The sequence below is a fragment of the Streptococcus sp. HMSC073D05 genome (genome assembly GCF_001812015.1).
GTDB lineage: Bacteria > Bacillota > Bacilli > Lactobacillales > Streptococcaceae > Streptococcus > Streptococcus parasanguinis_D.
On the sequence record NZ_KV807498.1, the window covers coordinates 43116 to 63163 of the forward strand.

General features: G+C 41.5%; 18 protein-coding genes. 17 read left to right on the plus strand and 1 reads right to left on the minus strand.

Going from position 1 to position 20048, the window contains the following annotated elements; all coding sequences use genetic code 11:
- The first annotated feature begins 199 nt into the window (after window positions 1–199).
- From glyQ to HMPREF2832_RS07295, 4 genes are all read left to right on the plus strand, one after another.
- Window positions 200–1117, plus strand: a complete 918-nt coding sequence (gene glyQ, locus HMPREF2832_RS07280; protein ID WP_049496776.1) for a glycine--tRNA ligase subunit alpha — start codon at window positions 200–202, stop codon at window positions 1115–1117.
- 280 nt (window positions 1118–1397) lie between these two features.
- Entirely contained in the window at window positions 1398–3434 is a 2037-nt protein-coding gene (gene glyS, locus HMPREF2832_RS07285) for a glycine--tRNA ligase subunit beta (RefSeq protein ID WP_049496779.1), read from the plus strand.
- Window positions 3435–3467: 33 nt separating this feature from the next.
- A complete protein-coding gene (locus HMPREF2832_RS07290; protein ID WP_003012632.1) occupies window positions 3468–3725 on the plus strand; it encodes a DUF896 family protein in 258 nt (85 codons plus the stop codon).
- 163 nt (window positions 3726–3888) lie between these two features.
- Entirely contained in the window at window positions 3889–5271 is a 1383-nt protein-coding gene (locus tag HMPREF2832_RS07295) for an amino acid permease (protein WP_049496781.1), read from the plus strand.
- A 259-nt stretch (window positions 5272–5530) separates the two neighbouring features.
- On the opposite strand, the gene HMPREF2832_RS07300 is transcribed toward HMPREF2832_RS07295, so the two are convergent.
- Window positions 5531–5710: a hypothetical protein gene (locus HMPREF2832_RS07300; protein WP_037599920.1), complete on the minus strand. Its 180-nt coding sequence runs from the start codon at window positions 5708–5710 to the stop codon at window positions 5531–5533.
- 150 nt (window positions 5711–5860) lie between these two features.
- On the opposite strand from HMPREF2832_RS07300, the gene rsmH reads away from it, so the two are divergent.
- The 13 genes from rsmH to pepC all read left to right on the plus strand — a co-directional run bounded on the left by rsmH (window position 5861) and on the right by pepC (window position 19635).
- Window positions 5861–6811 (plus strand): 16S rRNA (cytosine(1402)-N(4))-methyltransferase RsmH, encoded by a 951-nt coding sequence (gene rsmH, locus HMPREF2832_RS07305; protein ID WP_070506159.1) that lies wholly within the window; start codon window positions 5861–5863, stop codon window positions 6809–6811.
- Between the two features lie 11 nt (window positions 6812–6822).
- Complete coding sequence (gene ftsL / locus HMPREF2832_RS07310) at window positions 6823–7158, plus strand: cell division protein FtsL (protein WP_049485557.1); 336 nt, start codon at window positions 6823–6825, stop codon at window positions 7156–7158.
- Window positions 7151–9433, plus strand: a complete 2283-nt coding sequence (pbp2X, locus tag HMPREF2832_RS07315; RefSeq protein ID WP_070506161.1) for a penicillin-binding protein PBP2X — start codon at window positions 7151–7153, stop codon at window positions 9431–9433. The genes ftsL and pbp2X overlap by 8 nt, the downstream gene beginning before the upstream one ends.
- Before the next feature lies 1 nt (window position 9434).
- Window positions 9435–10427 carry a phospho-N-acetylmuramoyl-pentapeptide-transferase gene (gene mraY / locus HMPREF2832_RS07320; RefSeq protein ID WP_070506163.1) on the plus strand — a complete coding sequence of 331 codons (993 nt, stop codon included), beginning with the start codon at window positions 9435–9437 and terminating at the stop codon, window positions 10425–10427.
- 134 nt (window positions 10428–10561) lie between these two features.
- Window positions 10562–11905 carry a DEAD/DEAH box helicase gene (locus tag HMPREF2832_RS07325; protein ID WP_070506165.1) on the plus strand — a complete coding sequence of 448 codons (1344 nt, stop codon included), beginning with the start codon at window positions 10562–10564 and terminating at the stop codon, window positions 11903–11905.
- Between the two features lie 196 nt (window positions 11906–12101).
- Window positions 12102–12902: an amino acid ABC transporter permease gene (locus HMPREF2832_RS07330; RefSeq protein WP_070506166.1), complete on the plus strand. Its 801-nt coding sequence runs from the start codon at window positions 12102–12104 to the stop codon at window positions 12900–12902.
- Window positions 12902–13645, plus strand: coding sequence for an amino acid ABC transporter ATP-binding protein (locus tag HMPREF2832_RS07335; RefSeq protein WP_003003991.1), 744 nt, complete (start codon window positions 12902–12904; stop codon window positions 13643–13645). The genes HMPREF2832_RS07330 and HMPREF2832_RS07335 overlap by 1 nt, the downstream gene beginning before the upstream one ends.
- Before the next feature lie 81 nt (window positions 13646–13726).
- Window positions 13727–13954 carry a DUF4059 family protein gene (locus HMPREF2832_RS07340; protein WP_003003995.1) on the plus strand — a complete coding sequence of 76 codons (228 nt, stop codon included), beginning with the start codon at window positions 13727–13729 and terminating at the stop codon, window positions 13952–13954.
- Window positions 13955–14012: 58 nt separating this feature from the next.
- Window positions 14013–14924: a thioredoxin-disulfide reductase gene (gene trxB, locus HMPREF2832_RS07345; RefSeq protein WP_049496800.1), complete on the plus strand. Its 912-nt coding sequence runs from the start codon at window positions 14013–14015 to the stop codon at window positions 14922–14924.
- Window positions 14925–15062: 138 nt separating this feature from the next.
- Window positions 15063–16523 carry a nicotinate phosphoribosyltransferase gene (locus HMPREF2832_RS07350; protein WP_070506167.1) on the plus strand — a complete coding sequence of 487 codons (1461 nt, stop codon included), beginning with the start codon at window positions 15063–15065 and terminating at the stop codon, window positions 16521–16523.
- Entirely contained in the window at window positions 16520–17344 is an 825-nt protein-coding gene (gene nadE / locus HMPREF2832_RS07355) for an ammonia-dependent NAD(+) synthetase (protein ID WP_070506168.1), read from the plus strand. The genes HMPREF2832_RS07350 and nadE overlap by 4 nt, the downstream gene beginning before the upstream one ends.
- A gap of 337 nt (window positions 17345–17681) precedes the next feature.
- A complete protein-coding gene (locus HMPREF2832_RS07360) occupies window positions 17682–18233 on the plus strand; it encodes a GNAT family N-acetyltransferase (RefSeq protein ID WP_070506169.1) in 552 nt (183 codons plus the stop codon).
- Window positions 18234–18300: 67 nt separating this feature from the next.
- On the plus strand, window positions 18301–19635 hold the full coding sequence (gene pepC, locus HMPREF2832_RS07365) for an aminopeptidase C (protein WP_049496806.1): 1335 nt from the start codon (window positions 18301–18303) through the stop codon (window positions 19633–19635).
- Window positions 19636–20048: the final 413 nt, after the last annotated feature.

Consider the following 20048-nt stretch of genomic DNA (forward strand, 5'->3'; position numbering starts at 1 on the left):
AGAAACTTTATGAATAAGGAGTAAAACATGTCTAAAAAATTGACTTTCCACTGCGTTAGTGGCAGAGACCTCCTTACAGTCGGACTGCCCCACGCTCAGGCACCCTGGTGCCTGAGCTAGACGCAGTACTAACTCGTCTTGCTTCGTAAAATCGACGAGGCGGACTCATGTCGCAAGAATTTATAAAAAGGAGAAGAAGATGTCAAAAAAACTAACCTTCCAAGAAATTATTTTGACTTTGCAACAATACTGGAATGACCAGGGTTGTATGCTCATGCAGGCTTACGATAATGAAAAAGGTGCGGGAACCATGAGTCCTTACACCTTCCTTCGTGCCATTGGTCCTGAACCATGGAATGCGGCTTATGTAGAGCCATCTCGTCGTCCAGCTGATGGTCGTTATGGGGAAAACCCAAACCGTCTTTACCAACACCACCAATTCCAAGTAGTTATGAAACCATCTCCATCAAACATCCAAGAACTTTACCTTGAGTCATTGGAAAAATTGGGTATCGATCCTTTGGAACACGATATCCGTTTCGTTGAAGATAACTGGGAAAACCCATCAACTGGTTCAGCTGGTCTTGGTTGGGAAGTTTGGTTGGACGGTATGGAAATCACTCAGTTCACCTATTTCCAACAAGTTGGTGGATTGGCAACTGGTCCAGTAACTTCTGAGGTCACTTACGGTTTGGAACGTTTGGCTTCTTACATCCAAGAAGTAGATTCTGTTTACGATATTGAGTGGGCTCCAGGCGTTAAATACGGAGAAATCTTCCTTCAACCAGAATACGAACACTCAAAATACAGCTTTGAAGTTTCTGACCAAGATATGCTTCTTGAAAACTTCGAAAAATTTGAAAAAGAAGCAGGACGTGCCTTGGAATTGGGTCTTGTTCACCCTGCCTATGACTACGTTTTGAAATGTTCACATACTTTTAACTTGCTAGATGCTCGTGGAGCAGTATCCGTTACAGAACGTGCCGGTTACATTGCCCGCATCCGTAACTTGGCCCGTGTCGTAGCTAAGACCTTCGTTGCAGAACGTAAGAAACTTGGTTACCCACTCCTTGACGAAGCCACACGCGCCAAACTCCTAGCAGAAGAGGAAGAATAATAAGCGTTACAAGAATGGAAATGGGCAAACAAAGTGAGCCCACATGACTACCCAGAGGCAAGTCGAAGACTTGCTAAAGGGATAGGCGCCGCCGTACTGGTATATGGGGATTTTTGAAACGTTAGGTTCAAAAATCAGTTGGCTAAATCCACTTTGATGAGACTGTTGGAAATCGCTGTCAAGGAGACATGAGATTTCCTTACAGCCTCACAAAGTTAGTTAGCAACGTCCCCAGTACCTAAGGTGCCTATCAAAAAAAGAAATTTGTAAAGGAAGAAACATGACAAAAAACTTACTAGTAGAACTTGGACTTGAAGAGTTGCCAGCCTACGTTGTCACACCAAGTGAAAAACAACTCGGTGAGAAAATGGCAGCCTTCTTGGATAACAATCGCCTTTCATACGAAAGCATTCAAACCTTCTCAACACCACGCCGTTTGGCAGTTCGTGTGATTGGTTTAGCGGATCAACAATCGGATTTGACTGAAGATTTTAAAGGACCTTCTAAGAAAATCGCCTTGGATGCTGATGGAAACTTCTCAAAAGCAGCGCAAGGCTTTGTCCGTGGAAAAGGCTTGACTGTAGATGACATCGAATTCCGTGAAGTTAAGGGTGAAGAATACGTTTACGTGACGAAACATGAAGCTGGAAAACCTGCTAAAGAAGTATTGGCTGGCGTTCCAGAAGTACTTGCTTCATTGACCTTCCCTGTCAGCATGCACTGGGCTAACAACACCTTTGAATACATTCGCCCAGTTCATACCTTGATTGTCCTTTTGGGTGATGAAGCGCTTGACCTCGACTTCTTGGATATCCATTCAGGTCGTGTGAGTCGTGGACATCGTTTCCTTGGACATGAAGTGGAAATTACCAATGCGGATTCTTATGAAGAAGACCTTCGTACTGTTTACGTGATTGCGGATAGCAAAGAACGTGAAAACATGATTCGTGAGCAAATCAAAGCTATCGAAGCAGAACAAGGTGTTCAAGTCCAAATCGAAGAAGGACTTTTGAACGAAGTCTTGAACTTGGTCGAATATCCAACTGCCTTTATGGGAAGTTTTGACACTAAATATTTGGACGTTCCAGAAGAAGTCTTGGTGACCTCAATGGAAACCCACCAACGGTACTTTGTTGTACGTGACCTTGATGGTCGGCTAAAACCAAACTTCATCTCAGTTCGTAATGGGAATGCTGAGCACTTGGAAAATGTTATCCGAGGAAATGAAAAAGTATTGGTGGCACGTCTCGAAGATGGTGAATTCTTCTGGCGTGAAGACCAAAAACTCAAGATTGAAGACCTGGTTGCTAAATTGGCTAACGTGACTTTCCATGAAAAAATCGGTTCTCTCTCAGAACACATGGCTCGTGCCGGTGTCATTGCAGCATCATTAGCTGAACAAGCTGGTTTGACTGCTGAAGAAAGGGCAGCCGTAGCGCGTGCAGCTGAAATCTACAAATTTGACCTCTTGACTGGTATGGTCGGAGAGTTCGATGAATTGCAAGGAATCATGGGTGAAAAATACGCCCTCCTTGCTGGTGAGGATCCTGCAGTAGCGACAGCTATCCGTGAGCACTACCTTCCTGATGCAGCAGATGGAGCCCTTCCAGAGACTAAGGTTGGTGCTATCCTTGCGCTTGCAGATAAATTGGATACCCTCCTTTCCTTTTTCTCAGTCGGTTTGATTCCGTCTGGTTCCAATGACCCGTATGCGCTTCGTCGTGCAACACAAGGAATTGTTCGTATCTTGGATGCCTTTGGTTGGTACATCCCGATGGATGAGTTAATCGACAGTCTTTACGGACTTTCATTTGCTAGTCTTTCTTATGACAATCAAGCAGAAGTGCTCAATTTCATCAAGGCGCGTGTGGACAAGATGATGGGACGCACACCAAAAGATATCAAAGAAGCTGTTCTTGCTGGTTCAAACTTTGTCGTAGCAGATATGCTGGAAGCAGCTGAAGCTCTTTCAGAAGCTGCTAAGACGGATGGTTATAAGGCAGCTGTTGAATCCCTCTCACGTGCTTTCAACTTGGCAGAAAAAGCAGATGCTTCAGTAGCAGTCGACGCTAGTCTCTTTGAAAACGATCAAGAAAAAGCCCTTGCTAAAGCAATTGAAGAGCTTGAATTGACAGGTTCAGCTAGCGACAAATTGGCTCAACTCTTTGCCCTTAGCCCAGTCATCGATGCTTTCTTTGACAATACCATGGTTATGGCAGAAGATGAGGCTGTTAAAAACAACCGTTTGGCCCTTCTTGCAGGTCTTGTAGCGAAAGCCAACGCTGTTGCAGCCTTTAATCAATTGAACACAAAATAATGACCTGATGACAGGTAGAAAGTAGGTCTTATTATGACACCTGAAAAAATCGCTCGAATCAATGAGCTTGCTAAAAAGAAAAAAACAGAAGGTTTGACTCCTGAAGAAGCAGTGGAACAAGCAAAACTTCGTGAAGAATACATTGAAGGTTATCGTCGTTCGGTTCGTCACCACATCGAAGGGATCAAAATTGTGGATGAAGAAGGTAACGATGTAACACCTGAGAAACTACGCCAAGTGCAACGTGAAAAAGGTTTGCATGGCCGTAGCCTCGATGACCCTAATTCATAAGCAAAAGAGTGCTGGAAGAGACTCCAGCACTCTTTTTAATCTATAAAATTCAGAATATTCTGCACTAGATTGACCAATTTTTAAAAACATGGTATAGTAGATTGTATGAAAATTTGAAGTATACTTTTCTGAAAATGTACAGAAAAAGAATTGGAGTAATTATATGTCAAAAAAACATCATCCTGGTGAAGAAACCGAAAATGGGATGGTTCGTGGTCTGCAAAATCGGCATGTTCAGCTGATCGCTATTGCAGGAACCATCGGGACAGGACTCTTTCTTGGAGCCGGTCGTTCCCTTTCTTTGACAGGGCCCTCTATTATTTTAGTCTATATGCTGACTGGCGCCTTCATGTACTTGATGATGCGGGCGATCGGAGAAATGCTCTATATGGACCCTGATCAACACACCTTTATCAACTTTATCACCAAGTATATAGGAAAAGGTTGGGGTTATTTTTCAGGATGGTCCTATTGGGTCTCCTTGGTATTTTTGGGAATGGCAGAGATCACCGCTGTTTCCAACTATGTCCAGCTTTGGTTTCCAAATTGGCCAGCCTGGCAGATTCAAATTATCTTTTTAGCGCTCTTAAGTTGTGTAAACTTGATCGCTGTGAAGGTTTTTGGAGAGGTTGAATTCTGGTTTGGAATGATCAAGATTGTCACGATTTTAGCCTTGATCGCAACAGGAATCTTTATGGTGACGACGAATTTTGAAACACCAGCTGGACACGCTAGCTTAAGTAACATTACCAATGGTTTTCAAATGTTTCCAAATGGTTGGGTCAAGTTCGTCATGGCCTTCCAAATGGTCTTCTTTGCTTACCAAGCAATCGAATTTGTTGGAATTACTACTTCTGAAACAGCTAATCCCCGACAAGTATTGCCAAAAGCTATTAAAGAAATTCCAATCCGGATTGTAATCTTTTATGTAGGAGCTTTGTTGGCGATTATGGCTATTTTCCCTTGGCAACAGCTTCCTGTCAATAAGTCACCGTTTGTAACGGTCTTTCAGATGGTAGGAATCAAGTGGGCAGCAGGATTGATTAATTTTGTCGTACTGACAGCTGCTGCATCTTCCTTGAATTCCACCCTCTATTCAACAGGGCGTCACTTGTACCAGATTGCAAAAGAAACACCAAACAGCAAAGTGATGAATCGTTTGAGACTGAATAGCTTATCTCGTATGGGGATTCCAAGTCGCGCGATTATTTTTTCTGCGATTGTGGTTGCTGTTTCAGCCTTTATCAATATCTTGCCAGGTGTCTCAGATGCCTTTGCCTTGATTACGGCATCTTCTTCTGGTGTCTACATTGCTATTTACATTTTGACCATGCTCGCCCATCTTAAGTACCGTAAATCGAAAGAATTTATGCCAGATGGTTTTGTCATGCCAGCCTATAAAGTGTTGAATCCATTGACCATTGTTTTCTTCCTCTTTGTATTTGTTTGTCTCTTCTTGCAAGAATCAACATACATTGGAGCGATTGGGGCAACCATCTGGATCATTCTTTTTGGGATTTACAGCAATTGGAAACATAATCAATAAACCGCAAGAGAGTGGGACAGAAATCGGTAATTCGTTAGAATTCGATTTCGTTGTCCCACCTCCGCACAGTTGAGTAGGGCTGTAAAAGCTGATGAAATCAGCGTAGTATATCCCACTCAACCACTGCGTCTTGCTCGACAGTCAAAAAATAATTGAGAGGCTAGGACTTTTGTCCCAGCTCTTTATTATTTCAGAGCTAGTTTGCTTTCTTTTAAGGAATTACTTGGAGGGAATAAAAGAAAAACAGAGGTGGAAGAAATTATTTTTCTTCCATCTCTGTTTTTTGTCCTTGAATGGCTTTTTTGAGCCACCAAAGTGAGCCGGCTAGGATCAGGGCAGCAAGCCAAAAAATCCAAGCCTCAATAGTGGTTAGAAAAAAGTAGAGAGCGATAGCATCGACCAATAAAAGTGGGATGAGAATCTGTTTTCTTATTTTCATAAGAATATTGTATCATAAATCCTAGAGGAAACAAATAAAATCAAGCCTTTCTAGGTATTTTGTAGGATCTGAAAAGGTCCGATAGGGTTAGTTAGTGAATTTTCTTTCAGGAGTGCATCTTGGTCCCATTTGTGGTAAAATAGTAAAGATATGAGTAAAGAATTTCATCATGTAACGGTTTTGCTTCATGAAACGATCGATATGCTGGATGTTAAGCCAGATGGGATCTATGTAGACGCCACATTGGGTGGGGCAGGCCACAGCGAATATTTGTTAACAAAATTAAATGAATCGGGCCATCTTTATGCCTTTGACCAAGATCAGCATGCAATTGAGAATGCTAAGATCCGATTGGCACCTTTCATTGAGAAAGGCATGGTGACCTTCATTAAGGATAACTTTCGTCATTTGAAGGAACGTCTAAATGACTTAGGTGTGACTGAAATTTATGGGATCTGTTATGACCTAGGTGTGTCTAGTCCTCAGTTAGATGAACGGGAACGCGGATTTTCTTACAAGAAAGATGCGCCACTGGACATGCGGATGAATCAAGAAGCTTCCTTGACAGCCTATGAGGTCGTTAATAGCTACGATTACCATGATCTAGTCCGTATTTTTTTCAAATATGGAGAAGACAAATTTTCCAAGCAAATTGCGCGGAAAATTGAGCAAGCACGAGCAATTAAACCGATTGAAACGACGACTGAATTAGCAGAGATTATTAAATCTGCTAAACCAGCTAAGGAGCTCAAGAAAAAGGGCCATCCTGCGAAACAGATTTTCCAAGCCATTCGTATCGAAGTCAATGATGAATTGGGAGCTGCAGATGAATCGATTCAGCAAGCCATGGATTTGTTGGCCCTCGATGGTCGTATTTCTGTGATTACCTTTCATTCGTTAGAGGATCGATTGACCAAACAATTGTTTAAAGAAGCTTCGACGGTTGAGGTTCCAAAGGGGCTTCCCTTTATTCCAGATGATTTGAAACCAAAGATGGAGTTGGTTAACCGGAAACCTATTTTGCCAAGTGAAAAAGAGCTTGAGGAAAATAATCGATCTCATTCAGCAAAATTACGGGTTGCTCGAAAAATACACAAGTAAGAGGAATTGATATGGCAGCAAGAGATGAGAGAACAAGAACACAGATACTGCAAGACCGCTTTCGCCGTTTCTCTAGAGTAGAAAAGGCTTTTTATGGGTCGATTGTCCTAACAGCTGTGATTTTAGCCATTAGTATTGTCTTTATGCAGACACGGATTTTACAAGTTCAAAGTGAACTGACTGATTTGAATACGGAACTAGAAGCCAAAAAGACGGAATTGGCAGATGTTCGTCAAGAGGTCAATGAATTAACACGTTATGACCGCTTATCACAGTTGGCTAGCTCCCAAGGAATGAAGCTGCAAAAAGAAAATCGAAAAACAGTGAGTGCAAGTAGTGATGAATAAATTCAAAAAATTTTTGATCGGGTATTCGATAAAGAAACGTCGCTTGCCGGATCAGAATCGAAAACAAGTTGGGAAAAATCTCAGTGTACTGGCGATTTTCCTCTTTTTTCTCTTTCTGATTAATTTTGCAATGATCATTGGGACTGACAAAAAATTTGGTGTGACCTTATCGGATCAAGCCAAGAAAGTCCATGAGCAGACGGTCATTGTTCCTGCAAAACGTGGAACGATCTATGATCGAAATGGAGCAGTAATTGCTGAAGATGCGACGACCTATAATGTTTATGCCATTATTGATAAAAAGTACAAATCAGCAACTGGGAAAATCCTCTATGTAGAAGAGAGCCAATTTAAAAAAGTAGCAGAAATCTTTAAGCAGTACTTAGGGATGGATGAGGATTACGTCATTCAACAGTTGTCGCAAAAGAAATTGAAACAGGTTTCTTTTGGCTCGAACGGAAACGGCATAACTTATAGTAATATGACAGCCATCCGTGAGGCCATGGAAGCGGCGAAGATTGAAGGGGTTGCCTTTACAACCAGTCCAAATCGAAGCTATAAAAATGGAGTTTTTGCTTCTCAATTTATAGGTCAGGCCTCTCTTCAAGAAGATAAAGAGGGGAATAAAACCCTGAAGGGGCAATCAGGGATGGAGAAATCCCTCGATCGTATTCTCGCTGGTCAAAATGGGGTTATCACCTATGACAAAGACCGAAACGGCAATATCGTTCCTGGTTCAGATAAGGTTTCTGTCAAAACAGAAGATGGAAAAGATGTCTATACGACTATTTCAGCAGAGTTGCAGACCTACCTTGAGACGCGAATGGATGTTTTCCAAGAAAAAGTAAAAGGAAAGTATGTTAGTGCGACTCTTGTGAGTGCAAAAACTGGAGAGATCCTAGCGACAACGCAACGTCCATCCTATAATGCGGATACCAAACAAGGGTTGGATCTGAAAAACTTGAAAACCTGGAATACCATCCTTTATCAAGATCAATATGAACCGGGTTCAACGATGAAGGTCATGTTATTAGCTTCGGCGATTGATCATGGAACCTTCCCAGCTTATAATGAGGGATACTACAATAACGAACTACAAGTAAAAGATGCGACCATCCGTGACTGGGATGTCAATATGGGGCTGTCTGAAGGTCGCTATATGAATATCGCACAGGGATTTGCTTACTCAAGTAACGTGGGGATGACCCGCTTAGAGCAAAAAATGGGAAATGCTGTCTGGATGGACTATCTAACCCGCTTTAAATTCGGTCTTCCGACCCGTTTTGGAATGGGAAATGAAGCTTACGGGGGTCTTCCAGGGGATAACTATGTCAGTCAGGCACAATCTGCCTTTGGTCAAGGGATTTCCGTCAGTCAAACCCAAATGTTACGGGCCTTTAGTGCCATCGCTAATGATGGACAAATGTTGGAGCCGAAGTTTATTAGTGCCATTTACGATAAAAAATCAGACACAGCCCGCAAATCAAAAAAAGAAGTTGTTGGAAAACCAGTTTCAGGATCAGCTGCGCAACAGACACGGAACTATATGATCACCGTCGGAACAGATCCAGAGTATGGAACCTTGTACAGTGATGGACCCATCATTCAGGTACCCGGTCAAAACGTTGCGGTGAAATCAGGGACTGCCCAAATGGCGACAGATCAAGGATACTTGCAAGGAGAAAATGATTATATCAACTCGGTTGTAGCCATGACACCTGCAGAAGATCCTGAATTCATTATGTATGTGACGGTCCAACAACCAGAAGTGAAATTCTCAGCCACCAGCTGGGAAGAGTTGGTCAATCCTATTTTGGAAGATGCAGTTGCTTTAAAAGACGAATTGCATTTGACATCAGAGGCACCAACTTTGGATGGTGTGACCAAAGAAACGACCTACAAAATCCCTTCAGTAGAAACTCTCTCTAAGGAGTTGAATCTGAAACAAAATCTGAGCCCAGGTGCTTATTCAGAGGAATTGCGTCGCAATTTGGTGCAGCCAATTGTCCTAGGAACCGGGGAAAATATCCGCAAAATGTCTGTGGATGTAGGCTCTAAAGTCAAAGCCAATCAGCAAGTATTGTTATTAACAGAAGACTTTGATGCGGTTCCAGATATGTATGGTTGGACAAAGAAAAATGCTGATATCTTTGGAGAATGGACTGGAATTGAGATTACCTATAAAGGTAGTGGAAAGAAAGTAACCAAACAAAGTGTCAAAATGAACACCTCACTCAATAAAACTAAAAAGATTACCTTAACATTAGGAGACTAAGATGTATATTGCTACGATCCTTGTATCGTTTCTATTAACAGTGGCTGCTATTCCAGCCTTTATTCGATTTTACCATCGTGCTCATATTTCCGGGCAACAAATGCACGAAGATGTGAAACAACACAAAGCGAAAGCTGGCACTCCGACAATGGGTGGAGTTGTATTTCTCATTACAGCCGTTCTAGTTAGTTTTGTCGTTACCGTATTGACTGGAAATTTCACGCGCCCTGTTCAACTGATTCTATTTATCTTGATTCTTTATGGAATTGTTGGATTTTTGGATGACTTTTTAAAAGTTTTTCGTAAGATTAATGAAGGTCTTAACCCAAAACAAAAATTGGCCCTTCAACTTGTTGGTGGAATCATCTTCTATATTTTTTCTGAACGCCACGGTGCAGGAAGCCTTTTGAATGTTTTCGGATATGAACTTTACTTGGGCTATTTCTACATTCTCTTTGCTTTATTTTGGTTGGTTGGTTTTTCAAATGCGGTCAATTTGACAGATGGGATTGATGGATTAGCCAGCATCTCCGTTGCCATTAGCCTGAGTGCCTATTCCTTTATTGCCTATATGCAAGGGAAATGGGACATTCTCTTTGTCACCTTGAGTATGATTGGGGCCTTGCTAGGATTCTTTGTCTTCAACCACAAGCCGGCTAAAATCTTTATGGGAGATGTCGGTAGTCTAGCTCTTGGAGGGATGCTTGCAGCCTTGTCAATGGCTTTGCATGTCGAGTGGACCCTGCTCTTAATTGGTCTGGTCTATGTCATTGAAACGGGTTCAGTAATGCTACAAGTGACCTATTTCAAATGGACCAAGAAACGTTACGGGGAAGGACGTCGGATTTTCCGAATGACTCCTTTCCACCATCATTTAGAACTGGGTGGCCTTTCTGGCAATGGCCGAAACTGGTCAGAATGGAAAGTGGATGCCTTTATGTGGAGCATTGCCTTAGTGACAAGTGTCGTGACTCTAGTCCTTCTCTACCTATAAAACGACGGTGGGCTTGCCCATCGTTTTTTTGCTGACTCAGAGAGACTTCGCTGGTTAGGAAAAATGACCCATAAGAGAGGCAAGAAGACAGCTTTTCTGATATAATAATAGAGATCATGAAAGGAACTGAGAAAATGAAATTTACAGAGTTTAATTTTAAGCCCTATATTCAAGAGGCACTGAAAGAAATCAATTTTAGAGAAGCAACCGAAGTACAGGAAAAACTAATTCCGATTGTCCTAGCTGGAAATGATTTGGTTGGAGAGTCAAAGACAGGTTCTGGGAAGACCCATACTTTCCTCTTGCCGATTTTTCAAACCTTAAATGAAGACAGTGAGCAAGTTGAAGCGGTCATCACGGCTCCTAGTCGGGAGTTGGCGACGCAAATTTACCAAGCTGCTCGTCAAATCGCTAGTCATTCTGACAAAGAGATTCGGATTGTGAATTATGTTGGAGGAACGGATAAAAGCCGTCAGATTGAAAAATTGCAGGTCAAACAACCACATATCGTGATTGGAACTCCAGGCCGGATCTATGATCTGGTTGCATCGGGTGATCTGGCTATTCATAAGGCCCATACTTTTGTGGTAGATGAGGCAGATATGACACTGGACATGGGATTCTTGTCTACTGTGGATAAGATTGCTTCAAGGCTTCCGCAACAACTGCAATTTTTAGTTTTTTCAGCCACCATTCCGCAAAAATTGCAGCCTTTCTTGAAAAAATATCTCTCAAACCCAGTCATGGAGCAAATTAAGACTAAGACGGTGATTTCAGATACCATCGATAATTGGCTGGTTTCCACCAAGGGTCGGGATAAAAATGAGCAAATTTACCAATTGACCAAGACCTTGCAACCTTATTTGGCCATGATTTTCGTTAATACCAAAACGAGAGCAGATGATCTCCATGCCTATTTGGTGGCTCAGGGATTGAAAGTGGCAAAGATTCACGGAGATATCCCACCACGTGAACGGAAACGGATCATGAATCAGGTTAAAAATCTTGATTTTGAGTATATTGTGGCCACAGATTTAGCGGCTCGTGGGATTGATATCGAAGGGGGGAGTCATGTCATCAACGATGCTATTCCACAAGATCTTTCCTTCTTTGTCCACCGTGTCGGTCGGACAGGACGCAATGGTCTACCAGGTGTCGCTATTACTCTTTATCAACCGAGTGATGATTCAGATATCCGTGAACTAGAAAAAATGGGCATTCGTTTCGTACCGAAAGTGTTGAAAAATGGGGTTATTGAAGATACTTATGATCGGGACAGACGGGCGAATCGTGAGAAAAAGCAAGAGAAACTCGACATCGAAATGATTGGTCTGGTGAAGAAGAAAAAGAAAAAAATCAAACCAGGCTACAAGAAAAAAATCAAATGGGCAGTTGATGAAAAGCGGAGAAAAGCTAAGCGAGCTGAAAACCGTGCGCGTGGTCGGGCGGAACGTAAGGCCAAACGCCAAACTTTCTAACCCCTTCTTTCAAATGTTCAGAAGAAAACATAGATTTTCTTTATGAACTCCATAAAGAAAAACTATTAGGAACTTGTCTAAAATTATGATAGACTAAATTTGAGTAGTCTATCATTTTTCTATTTCTGTAGCAATTTTTGGAATTCCGATAGTGAATGTGATAGAATGTTTATGTTCGAGAAAGGAAGTAACAAAAATGTTTACAACTAATCTTTTAGCTGCCAACTGGTATGCTGACTTTTTAAAACACGTTCCAGATAGCAAGCTGTTTAGTTTGAGAGCCGTATTGGATGCATTTCCGTCTGTCATAGGAAAATTGCCTGTGACGATTTTACTAGCCCTAGGAGGCGCATTTTTTGGGATTATTTTTGCCATGATTTTTGCTCTGGTCAAAATTAATCGTGTACGAATTCTATACCCGATTCAAGCTGTTTTTGTCAGTTTTTTACGGGGGACTCCTTTGTTGGTTCAGTTGATGTTGACCTATTATGGGATTCCTCTTATTTTAAAAGCAATCAATCAGTCTTATGGAACAGCTTTTAATATTAATGCTATTCCAGCTGAGTTATTTGCAATTGTGGCTCTTGCCTTTAATGAGGCAGCTTATGCGAGTGAAACCATCCGGGCAGCCATTTTATCAGTGGATCCTGGTGAAATTGAGGCAGCGCGTAGTCTTGGGATGACCAACCGTCAAGTTTATCGCCGGATTATTATTCCCAATGCAGCAGTCGTTGCAACTCCTACTTTAATCAACTCTCTCATTGGCTTGACCAAGGGGACCTCGCTCGCCTTTAGTGCCAGTGTGGTTGAAATTTTTGCTCAAGCACGGATTATTGGGGGGAGCGATTTGAAGTACTTTGAACGCTTTATCACGGTATCGATTGTTTACTGGATTGTGAACATTCTCATTGAAATACTAGGCCGTCACATTGAACGTCGACTGGATATTGAGACTCCCGTAGCAATTGATTTACCAGATCAGGAGGTCCGGATCTAATGATTTATATTTCAGAATTATCAAAGACATTTTCAGGTCAAAAGGTTTTAAATAATCTAAGTTTGGAAATTCAAAAAGGGGAAGTCGTGGCCCTAATCGGGTCTTCGGGAGCTGGTAAATCAACCTTCTTACGCAGTTTAAACTATTTGGAAGCACCAGATAGTGGTAGAATTAAGATTGATGATTTCGAAGTTGATTTTGAACACATTACCCAAGATCAAATCTTAACCTTAAGAAGAAAATTGGCCATGGTGTTCCAACAGTTTAATTTGTTTGGTAGAAAAACAGCCCTTGAAAATGTGAAAGAAGGGCTCATTGTTGTGAAGGGGTTATCCGATCAAGAAGCAACGAAAATTGCTCGAGAAGAACTGGCAAAAGTCGGTTTATCGGATCGTGAAAATCACTATCCTCGTCACCTCTCAGGTGGACAAAAACAACGGGTGGCTTTGGCCCGTGCCTTGGCCATGAAACCAGAGGTTCTTTTGTTGGATGAACCGACTTCAGCCTTGGATCCAGAATTGGTTGGAGAAGTTGAAAAATCCATTGCCAATGCGGCAAAATCAGGACAAACCATGGTACTGGTCAGCCATGATATGTCTTTTGTAGCGCAAGTAGCAGATAAGGTATTATTTTTGGATAAAGGACGGATTATTGAATCTGGAACACCAGAGGAAATCATGCAACATCCAAAAGAAGAACGGACAAAAGAATTCTTTGCTAGTTACAAACGGACCTATGTTTGATATAATAGAGGAGAGGTAAGACTCAGCTGGCGATGCTAGCTGGGTTTGTTTTCTGAAAATGTAAAAATATTTGGAGTCGTGATGTTAAATAAATTATTGTCCTTATATTTACAAAGTTTAGTGACGACAACGATTTTAGTTGGGATCGCTTCTTGTATTTGGATTGGCTACCGTGCCCTTAAGAAGAAAGATAAAACAGCCAAGCAACGACAAGCCCATTTGTATGATATCCTCTTAATTGATATCATGACGATTCCTATTTTAACCTTTGCGGTCATAGGGATTTTGTTTATCTTTCAAGCACGATAATTGCAAAAAGACTGTGTTAGAATTATAATGGTTACAACAAAACAGAAAGAGGTTTAGTATGTTTGATACAGTGATTATTGGAGCAGGTCCTGCAGGGATGACTGCTGCCCTTTATGCAGCACGAAGCAATTTAAAGGTCGCATTGATTGAGAGAGGAATTCCAGGTGGTCAAATGAACAATACGTCTGACATCGAAAACTATCCTGGCTATGCGAATATTAGTGGCCCAGATTTGGCTGAAAAAATGTTTGAGCCTTTAGAAAATCTTGGCGTGGAACATTTGTTTGGTCAGGTAGAGCGCATCGAAGACCACGGAGCAACCAAAAAGATTGTCACAGATGATGGGGAATTTGAAGCTAAAACCGTGGTGATTGCAACAGGGTCTAACCACCGTTCATTGAATGTCCCTGGTGAAGAGGAGCTTAATAGTAGAGGGGTTTCCTACTGTGCTGTTTGTGATGGAGCTTTCTTTAGAGATGAGGATCTCTTGGTCGTTGGTGGCGGCGATTCTGCGGTAGAAGAAGCTGTCTTTTTGACTCAGTTTGCAAAAACAGTGACGATTGCTCACCGAAGAGACCAGCTTCGTGCCCAAAAAGTTCTTCAAGATCGTGCCTTTGCCAATGATAAAATTCACTTTGCTTGGAATACGGTTGTTGAAGAAATTAAGGGTGAACAAAAAGTAACGTCTGTCCTTTTAAAAGATGTGAAGACAGGAGAGGTTAGAGAGCAAGCCTTTGGAGGCGTCTTTATCTATGTTGGTTTAGATCCTGTCAGTGATTTTGCGACAGAACTTGGTATTTTAGATGAAAATGGCTGGGTGATCACGGATGATCATATGAGAACCACAGTCCCAGGTATTTTTGCAGTTGGCGATGTTCGTCAAAAAGATTTGCGTCAAGTGACGACAGCAGTCGGAGACGGTGCGATTGCTGGCCAAGAAGTTTATAAATATATCACAGAAAACTTTTAATCCAAAAAATCTGAGCTTCCTGTCTCAGATTTTTTTCATTCTTTCCTTTCAGTATTCAATAGGGCTGAAATGTGCTATAATGGTACTAATTTTATGGTAGGAATTCATAGAACAAATCTATAAAAAAGAGGTATACATATGTATCCAGATGACAGTTTAACCTTGCATACTGATTTATACCAAATCAATATGATGCAGGTCTATTTTAATCAAGGTATCCACAATAAACATGCCGTATTTGAAGTCTATTTTCGTCAACAGCCTTTTAAAAACGGCTACGCAGTATTTGCTGGCTTAGAGAGAATTGTGAAATACTTGGAAAACTTGAGTTTTTCTGAGAGCGATATTGCCTATTTAGAGTCACTCGGTTATCATGGGGACTTCTTGGAATATCTCCGTGATCTCAAGTTGGAATTGACGGTACGCTCGGCTCAAGAAGGAGACTTAGTTTTTGCGAATGAACCAATTGTTCAGGTAGAGGGCCCTCTAGCTCAGTGCCAATTGGTGGAAACAGCCCTTTTGAATATTGTCAACTTTCAAACCTTGATAGCCACAAAAGCTGCTCGTATTCGTTCAGTCATTGAAGATGAGCCTTTGATGGAATTTGGAACCCGTCGTGCGCAAGAAATGGATGCTGCAATTTGGGGAACTCGTGCAGCAGTCATCGGAGGTGCCAATGGAACTAGTAATGTTCGTGCAGGAAAACTCTTTGGAATCCCAGTTTTAGGAACTCATGCCCATTCTCTTGTACAGGTTTATGGAAATGACTACCAGGCCTTTAGGGCTTATGCGGAAACCCATAAAGATTGTGTCTTCCTCGTCGATACCTATGATACCCTGCGTATTGGGGTCCCTGCTGCTATTCAGGTAGCGCGTGAAATGGGAGATAAAATCAATTTCCTAGGCGTCCGAATTGACTCAGGAGATATTGCCTATATTTCTAAAAAGGTTCGCCAGCAATTAGATGAGGCTGGTTTTACAAATGCTAAAATCTACGCTTCTAATGACTTGGATGAAAATACCATCCTCAACTTAAAAATGCAAAAAGCAAAAATTGATGTTTGGGGTGTAGGAACCAAGTTAATTACAGCTTACGATCAACCAGCACTTGGAGCGGTATACAAAATTGTCTCTGTTGAAAACGAAGCAGGAGAGATGATCAATACTATCAAGCTTTCCAATAATGCAGAGAAAGTTTCTACTCCAGGTAAAAAGCAAGTCTGGCGGATTACGAGCCGTGAAAAAGGTAAATCAGAAGGTGACTACATCACTTATGATGGAGTAGATGTTTCACAACTGACTGAACTTAAAATGTTCCATCCGACTTATACCTACATTAATAAAACGGTCCGAAACTTTGAGGCCATTCCTCTTTTAGTGGATATTTTTAAAGAGGGTCAATTGGTTTATCAACTACCAACATTATCAGAAATTCAAGAATATGCTCGTAAAAATTACGATCAATTATGGGATGAATACAAGCGCGTCCTCAATCCACAGCATTACCCAGTTGACTTGGCCAAAGATATTTGGCAGGATAAGATGGATCTGATCGAGGAAATGCGTAACAAGGCCAATGGAGAAGGAGATGCAAAATGAGTTTGCAAGAAGAGATTATCCAACAATTGGGTGTCAAGCCAAGTATTGATCCTCAGGAAGAGATTCGCCGCTCGGTTGATTTCTTAAAAAGATATCTAAAAAAACATCCTTTCTTGAAAACATTTGTATTAGGGATCTCAGGAGGACAAGATTCAACTCTTGCTGGACGATTAGCTCAATTGGCCATGGAAGAAATGCGCGCAGAAACAGGAGATGCCTCCTATCAATTTATTGCCGTTCGTCTTCCTTATGGGGTACAGGCAGATGAAGCAGATGCACAAAAAGCATTGGCCTTTATCCAGCCTGATGTTAGCCTGGTTGTGAATATCAAGGAGTCTGCTGACGAAATGGTACGAGCAGTAGAAGCGACTGGAACAGAGGTTTCTGATTTTAACAAAGGCAATATTAAGGCTCGCAGTCGCATGATTGCTCAGTATGCTCTAGCTGGAGCACGCAGCGGAGCGGTGATTGGAACGGATCATGCTGCAGAAAATATTACTGGTTTCTTCACAAAATTTGGAGATGGTGGTGCAGATATTTTACCCCTTTTCCGTTTGAATAAACGCCAAGGAAAACAATTGCTCAAGGCTTTAGGAGCCGATCCTGTTCTTTATGAGAAAATCCCAACAGCAGATTTGGAAGAAGAAAAACCAGGAATAGCAGATGAAGTAGCGCTGGGTGTCACCTATAATGAAATCGATGATTACCTAGAAGGCAAACAAGTGAGCCCAGAAGCTCAAGCCACTATTGAAAAATGGTGGTACAAAGGCCAACACAAACGCCACTTGCCAATCACAGTATTTGATCATTTTTGGGAGTGAGACAGAAATCGGTAACTCGTAGAGTTCGATTTCGTAGTCTCACCCCCGCAAGGCTGTCTAGATTTGAAAGGTGCTCAAAGAGCTCCGTTCAAATCAGCCAGCTACTGCGTCAATGTATCATTGAAAAGCTCATGGATGAGGTGGAGACAAATAGAATTTTTCTATTAATACTAGACAGAAATCGGTAACCCGTAGAGTTCAATTTCGTAGTCTTCTCACCATACAATATTGTGAAAAGCATCAAAAAGAAGGGCGGTTTCATCCGTCCTTTTCTTCTAGATTAAAGTAACCAACTTGCAACGTTCAAGTTGCATGAAAAAATGAAGGGAGACAATCTATGAATCATCTTGGAAGTCTTGTCATAGAGACAGAGCATTTATACTTGAGGCCTTTCGTTTTGGAGGATGCATCAGCGATGTTTGAAAATTGGGCTTCTGATCCTGAAACCCTGAAATATGTCACCTGGGATGCCCATGCATCTTCTGAGAGAACCAGAGAATCGATCAAAAGATGGATCGAACAGTATCGTAAACCAGATACTTATAAATGGGCGATCTGTTTGAAAACATCACCAGATCAGGTGATTGGAGATATTAGTGTGGTTTCTCAAGACCAGGAAAGTCAATCATGCGAGCTAGGTTATATCCTTGGTAAGAAATTCTGGGGGCAGGGATTCATGACAGAAGCGCTCACAGCTGTTTTGGATTTCTTATTGAACGAAGTCGGATTTAAAGAAATCAAAGCCACTTATGTCAGTTTAAATCCTGCTTCAGGGAAAGTCATGGAAAAGGCAGGAATGCTGTATGTAGAAACCATCCCTCATGCCATTCAACGCAAAGGATATTGTGGGGATAAAATCATCTATTCTAAACAGAATCCCTCTCTATAGGGTGATTTTTACTTGAAGATTCTGCTCAAAGGATTATAATAGTAAATAACGAAAAAAGGAGATTGCTATGTCAGAATTAACGAAAGAATTTACAGACCAGCTCTATGCTAATTATGAAGCAAATGTGAAATATGCGGCTATTGAAAATACTGTTACCCACAATGGGATCCATGCATCGCTTGAAACGCGCAAGAGTACAGTAGAGAATACACCAGTTTTTTCACTTGATTTGACCAAGGATAAGGTGACAAACCAAAAAGCATCTGGGCGTTGTTGGATGTTTGCGGCTTTAAATACCTTCCGTCACAAGATGATTTCAAGCTTCCAATTGGAGGATTTTGAATTGTCTCAAGCACATACTTTCTTTTGGGATAAGTATGAAAAATCAAACTGGTTTTTGGAGCAAGTGATTGCTACAGCAGACCAAGAATTGACCAGCCGTAAGGTGGCTTTTCTCCTACAAACCCCACAACAAGATGGCGGTCAATGGGATATGGTGGTATCCCTCTTCGAGAAATACGGAGTGGTTCCAAAATCCGTTTATCCAGAATCCATTTCATCCAGCAATAGCCGGGAATTGAACACCTACCTCAATAAACTCTTGCGTCAAGATGCGCAAATCTTGCGTGATTTGATTCACTCAGGCGCAGATAGTGAGGCAGTTGCGAGCAAGAAACAAGCGTTGTTGCAAGAAATCTTTAACTTCTTGGCTATGTCTTTAGGATTGCCTCCACGTGAATTTGACTTTTCATACCGTGATAAGGATAATCAATTCCATAGCGAAAGTGGCTTAACTCCACAAAGCTTCTACAAAAAATATGTAGACCTTCAATTAGACGATTACGTCTCCATTATCAATGCCCCAACTACAGATAAGCCATATGGAAAATCTTATACAGTAGATATGCTGGGCAATGTTGTAGGTAGCCATCCAGTCCGCTACCTAAATGTTCCAATGGATCGATTGAAAGAATTAGCCATTGCTCAAATGAAAGCAGGAGAAACTGTCTGGTTTGGTTCAGATGTAGGCCAAGTCAGCAACCGTAAAGCCGGAATCCTGGCAACAGATGTCTACGATTTTGAAGCAGGCATGGACATTCATTTGACACAAGACAAGGCGGGTCGCCTGGACTATGCAGAAAGTCTAATGACACACGCTATGGTCTTGACAGGGGTTGATTTAGACGAAGCAGGTCAGTCTCGTAAATGGAAGGTTGAAAATTCATGGGGAGACAAGGTCGGTACAGATGGTTACTTTGTGGCTTCTGATGCTTGGATGGATGAATATACCTACCAAATCGTGGTTCGTAAAGAATTCCTAACAGCAGACGAATTAGCAGCCTATGAAGCAGAACCAATTGTCCTAGCACCGTGGGATCCAATGGGAGCTTTGGCAAAATAATGATACAGAAAAGAGCCGAAAGGCTCTTTTAAGATTGAAGACAAAATATCTTAAAAACTTTCCTTAGGTGGGTACGGAGGTTAGGTGAAATTATCCAGTGGATGATTTCAGCAATCCAAGAAGTTCCATGACTAAATTAAGATACAAAGGATGTCTGCGGATAAAGTCAAAATAGGAAGTTTGACGCAGAATCTTTCGATTCTAGGAGAACTTATCTTTTTGACACAATCCGCAGCCTGTGTTCAATTTTTATTGAGCCCCTTCGCTCTTTAATTTCTGGGCTCAGGCTAAAACAGTTTCCCAAACTGTTTTACTCTCAATAATTCCGAGTGCCTGAAACAATAACGTTTCAGGCACTTTTCTTACAGCGGAAAGTTTCAGTATTTTCTTAAATCGATTTAAAAATTGGAACT

Excerpts from the sequence above, each read along its gene's own strand:
- glyQ (WP_049496776.1), top strand. The coding sequence starts at position 200 with ATGTCAAAAAAACTAACCTTCCAAGAAATTATTTTGACTTTGCAACAA.
- glyS (WP_049496779.1), top strand. The coding sequence starts at position 1,398 with ATGACAAAAAACTTACTAGTAGAACTTGGACTTGAAGAGTTGCCAGCC.
- HMPREF2832_RS07290 (WP_003012632.1), top strand. The coding sequence starts at position 3,468 with ATGACACCTGAAAAAATCGCTCGAATCAATGAGCTTGCTAAAAAGAAA.
- HMPREF2832_RS07295 (WP_049496781.1), top strand. The coding sequence starts at position 3,889 with ATGTCAAAAAAACATCATCCTGGTGAAGAAACCGAAAATGGGATGGTT.
- HMPREF2832_RS07300 (WP_037599920.1), bottom strand. The coding sequence starts at position 5,710 with ATGAAAATAAGAAAACAGATTCTCATCCCACTTTTATTGGTCGATGCT.
- rsmH (WP_070506159.1), top strand. The coding sequence starts at position 5,861 with ATGAGTAAAGAATTTCATCATGTAACGGTTTTGCTTCATGAAACGATC.
- ftsL (WP_049485557.1), top strand. The coding sequence starts at position 6,823 with ATGGCAGCAAGAGATGAGAGAACAAGAACACAGATACTGCAAGACCGC.
- pbp2X (WP_070506161.1), top strand. The coding sequence starts at position 7,151 with ATGAATAAATTCAAAAAATTTTTGATCGGGTATTCGATAAAGAAACGT.
- mraY (WP_070506163.1), top strand. The coding sequence starts at position 9,435 with ATGTATATTGCTACGATCCTTGTATCGTTTCTATTAACAGTGGCTGCT.
- HMPREF2832_RS07325 (WP_070506165.1), top strand. The coding sequence starts at position 10,562 with ATGAAATTTACAGAGTTTAATTTTAAGCCCTATATTCAAGAGGCACTG.
- HMPREF2832_RS07330 (WP_070506166.1), top strand. The coding sequence starts at position 12,102 with ATGTTTACAACTAATCTTTTAGCTGCCAACTGGTATGCTGACTTTTTA.
- HMPREF2832_RS07335 (WP_003003991.1), top strand. The coding sequence starts at position 12,902 with ATGATTTATATTTCAGAATTATCAAAGACATTTTCAGGTCAAAAGGTT.
- HMPREF2832_RS07340 (WP_003003995.1), top strand. The coding sequence starts at position 13,727 with ATGTTAAATAAATTATTGTCCTTATATTTACAAAGTTTAGTGACGACA.
- trxB (WP_049496800.1), top strand. The coding sequence starts at position 14,013 with ATGTTTGATACAGTGATTATTGGAGCAGGTCCTGCAGGGATGACTGCT.
- HMPREF2832_RS07350 (WP_070506167.1), top strand. The coding sequence starts at position 15,063 with ATGTATCCAGATGACAGTTTAACCTTGCATACTGATTTATACCAAATC.
- nadE (WP_070506168.1), top strand. The coding sequence starts at position 16,520 with ATGAGTTTGCAAGAAGAGATTATCCAACAATTGGGTGTCAAGCCAAGT.
- HMPREF2832_RS07360 (WP_070506169.1), top strand. The coding sequence starts at position 17,682 with ATGAATCATCTTGGAAGTCTTGTCATAGAGACAGAGCATTTATACTTG.
- pepC (WP_049496806.1), top strand. The coding sequence starts at position 18,301 with ATGTCAGAATTAACGAAAGAATTTACAGACCAGCTCTATGCTAATTAT.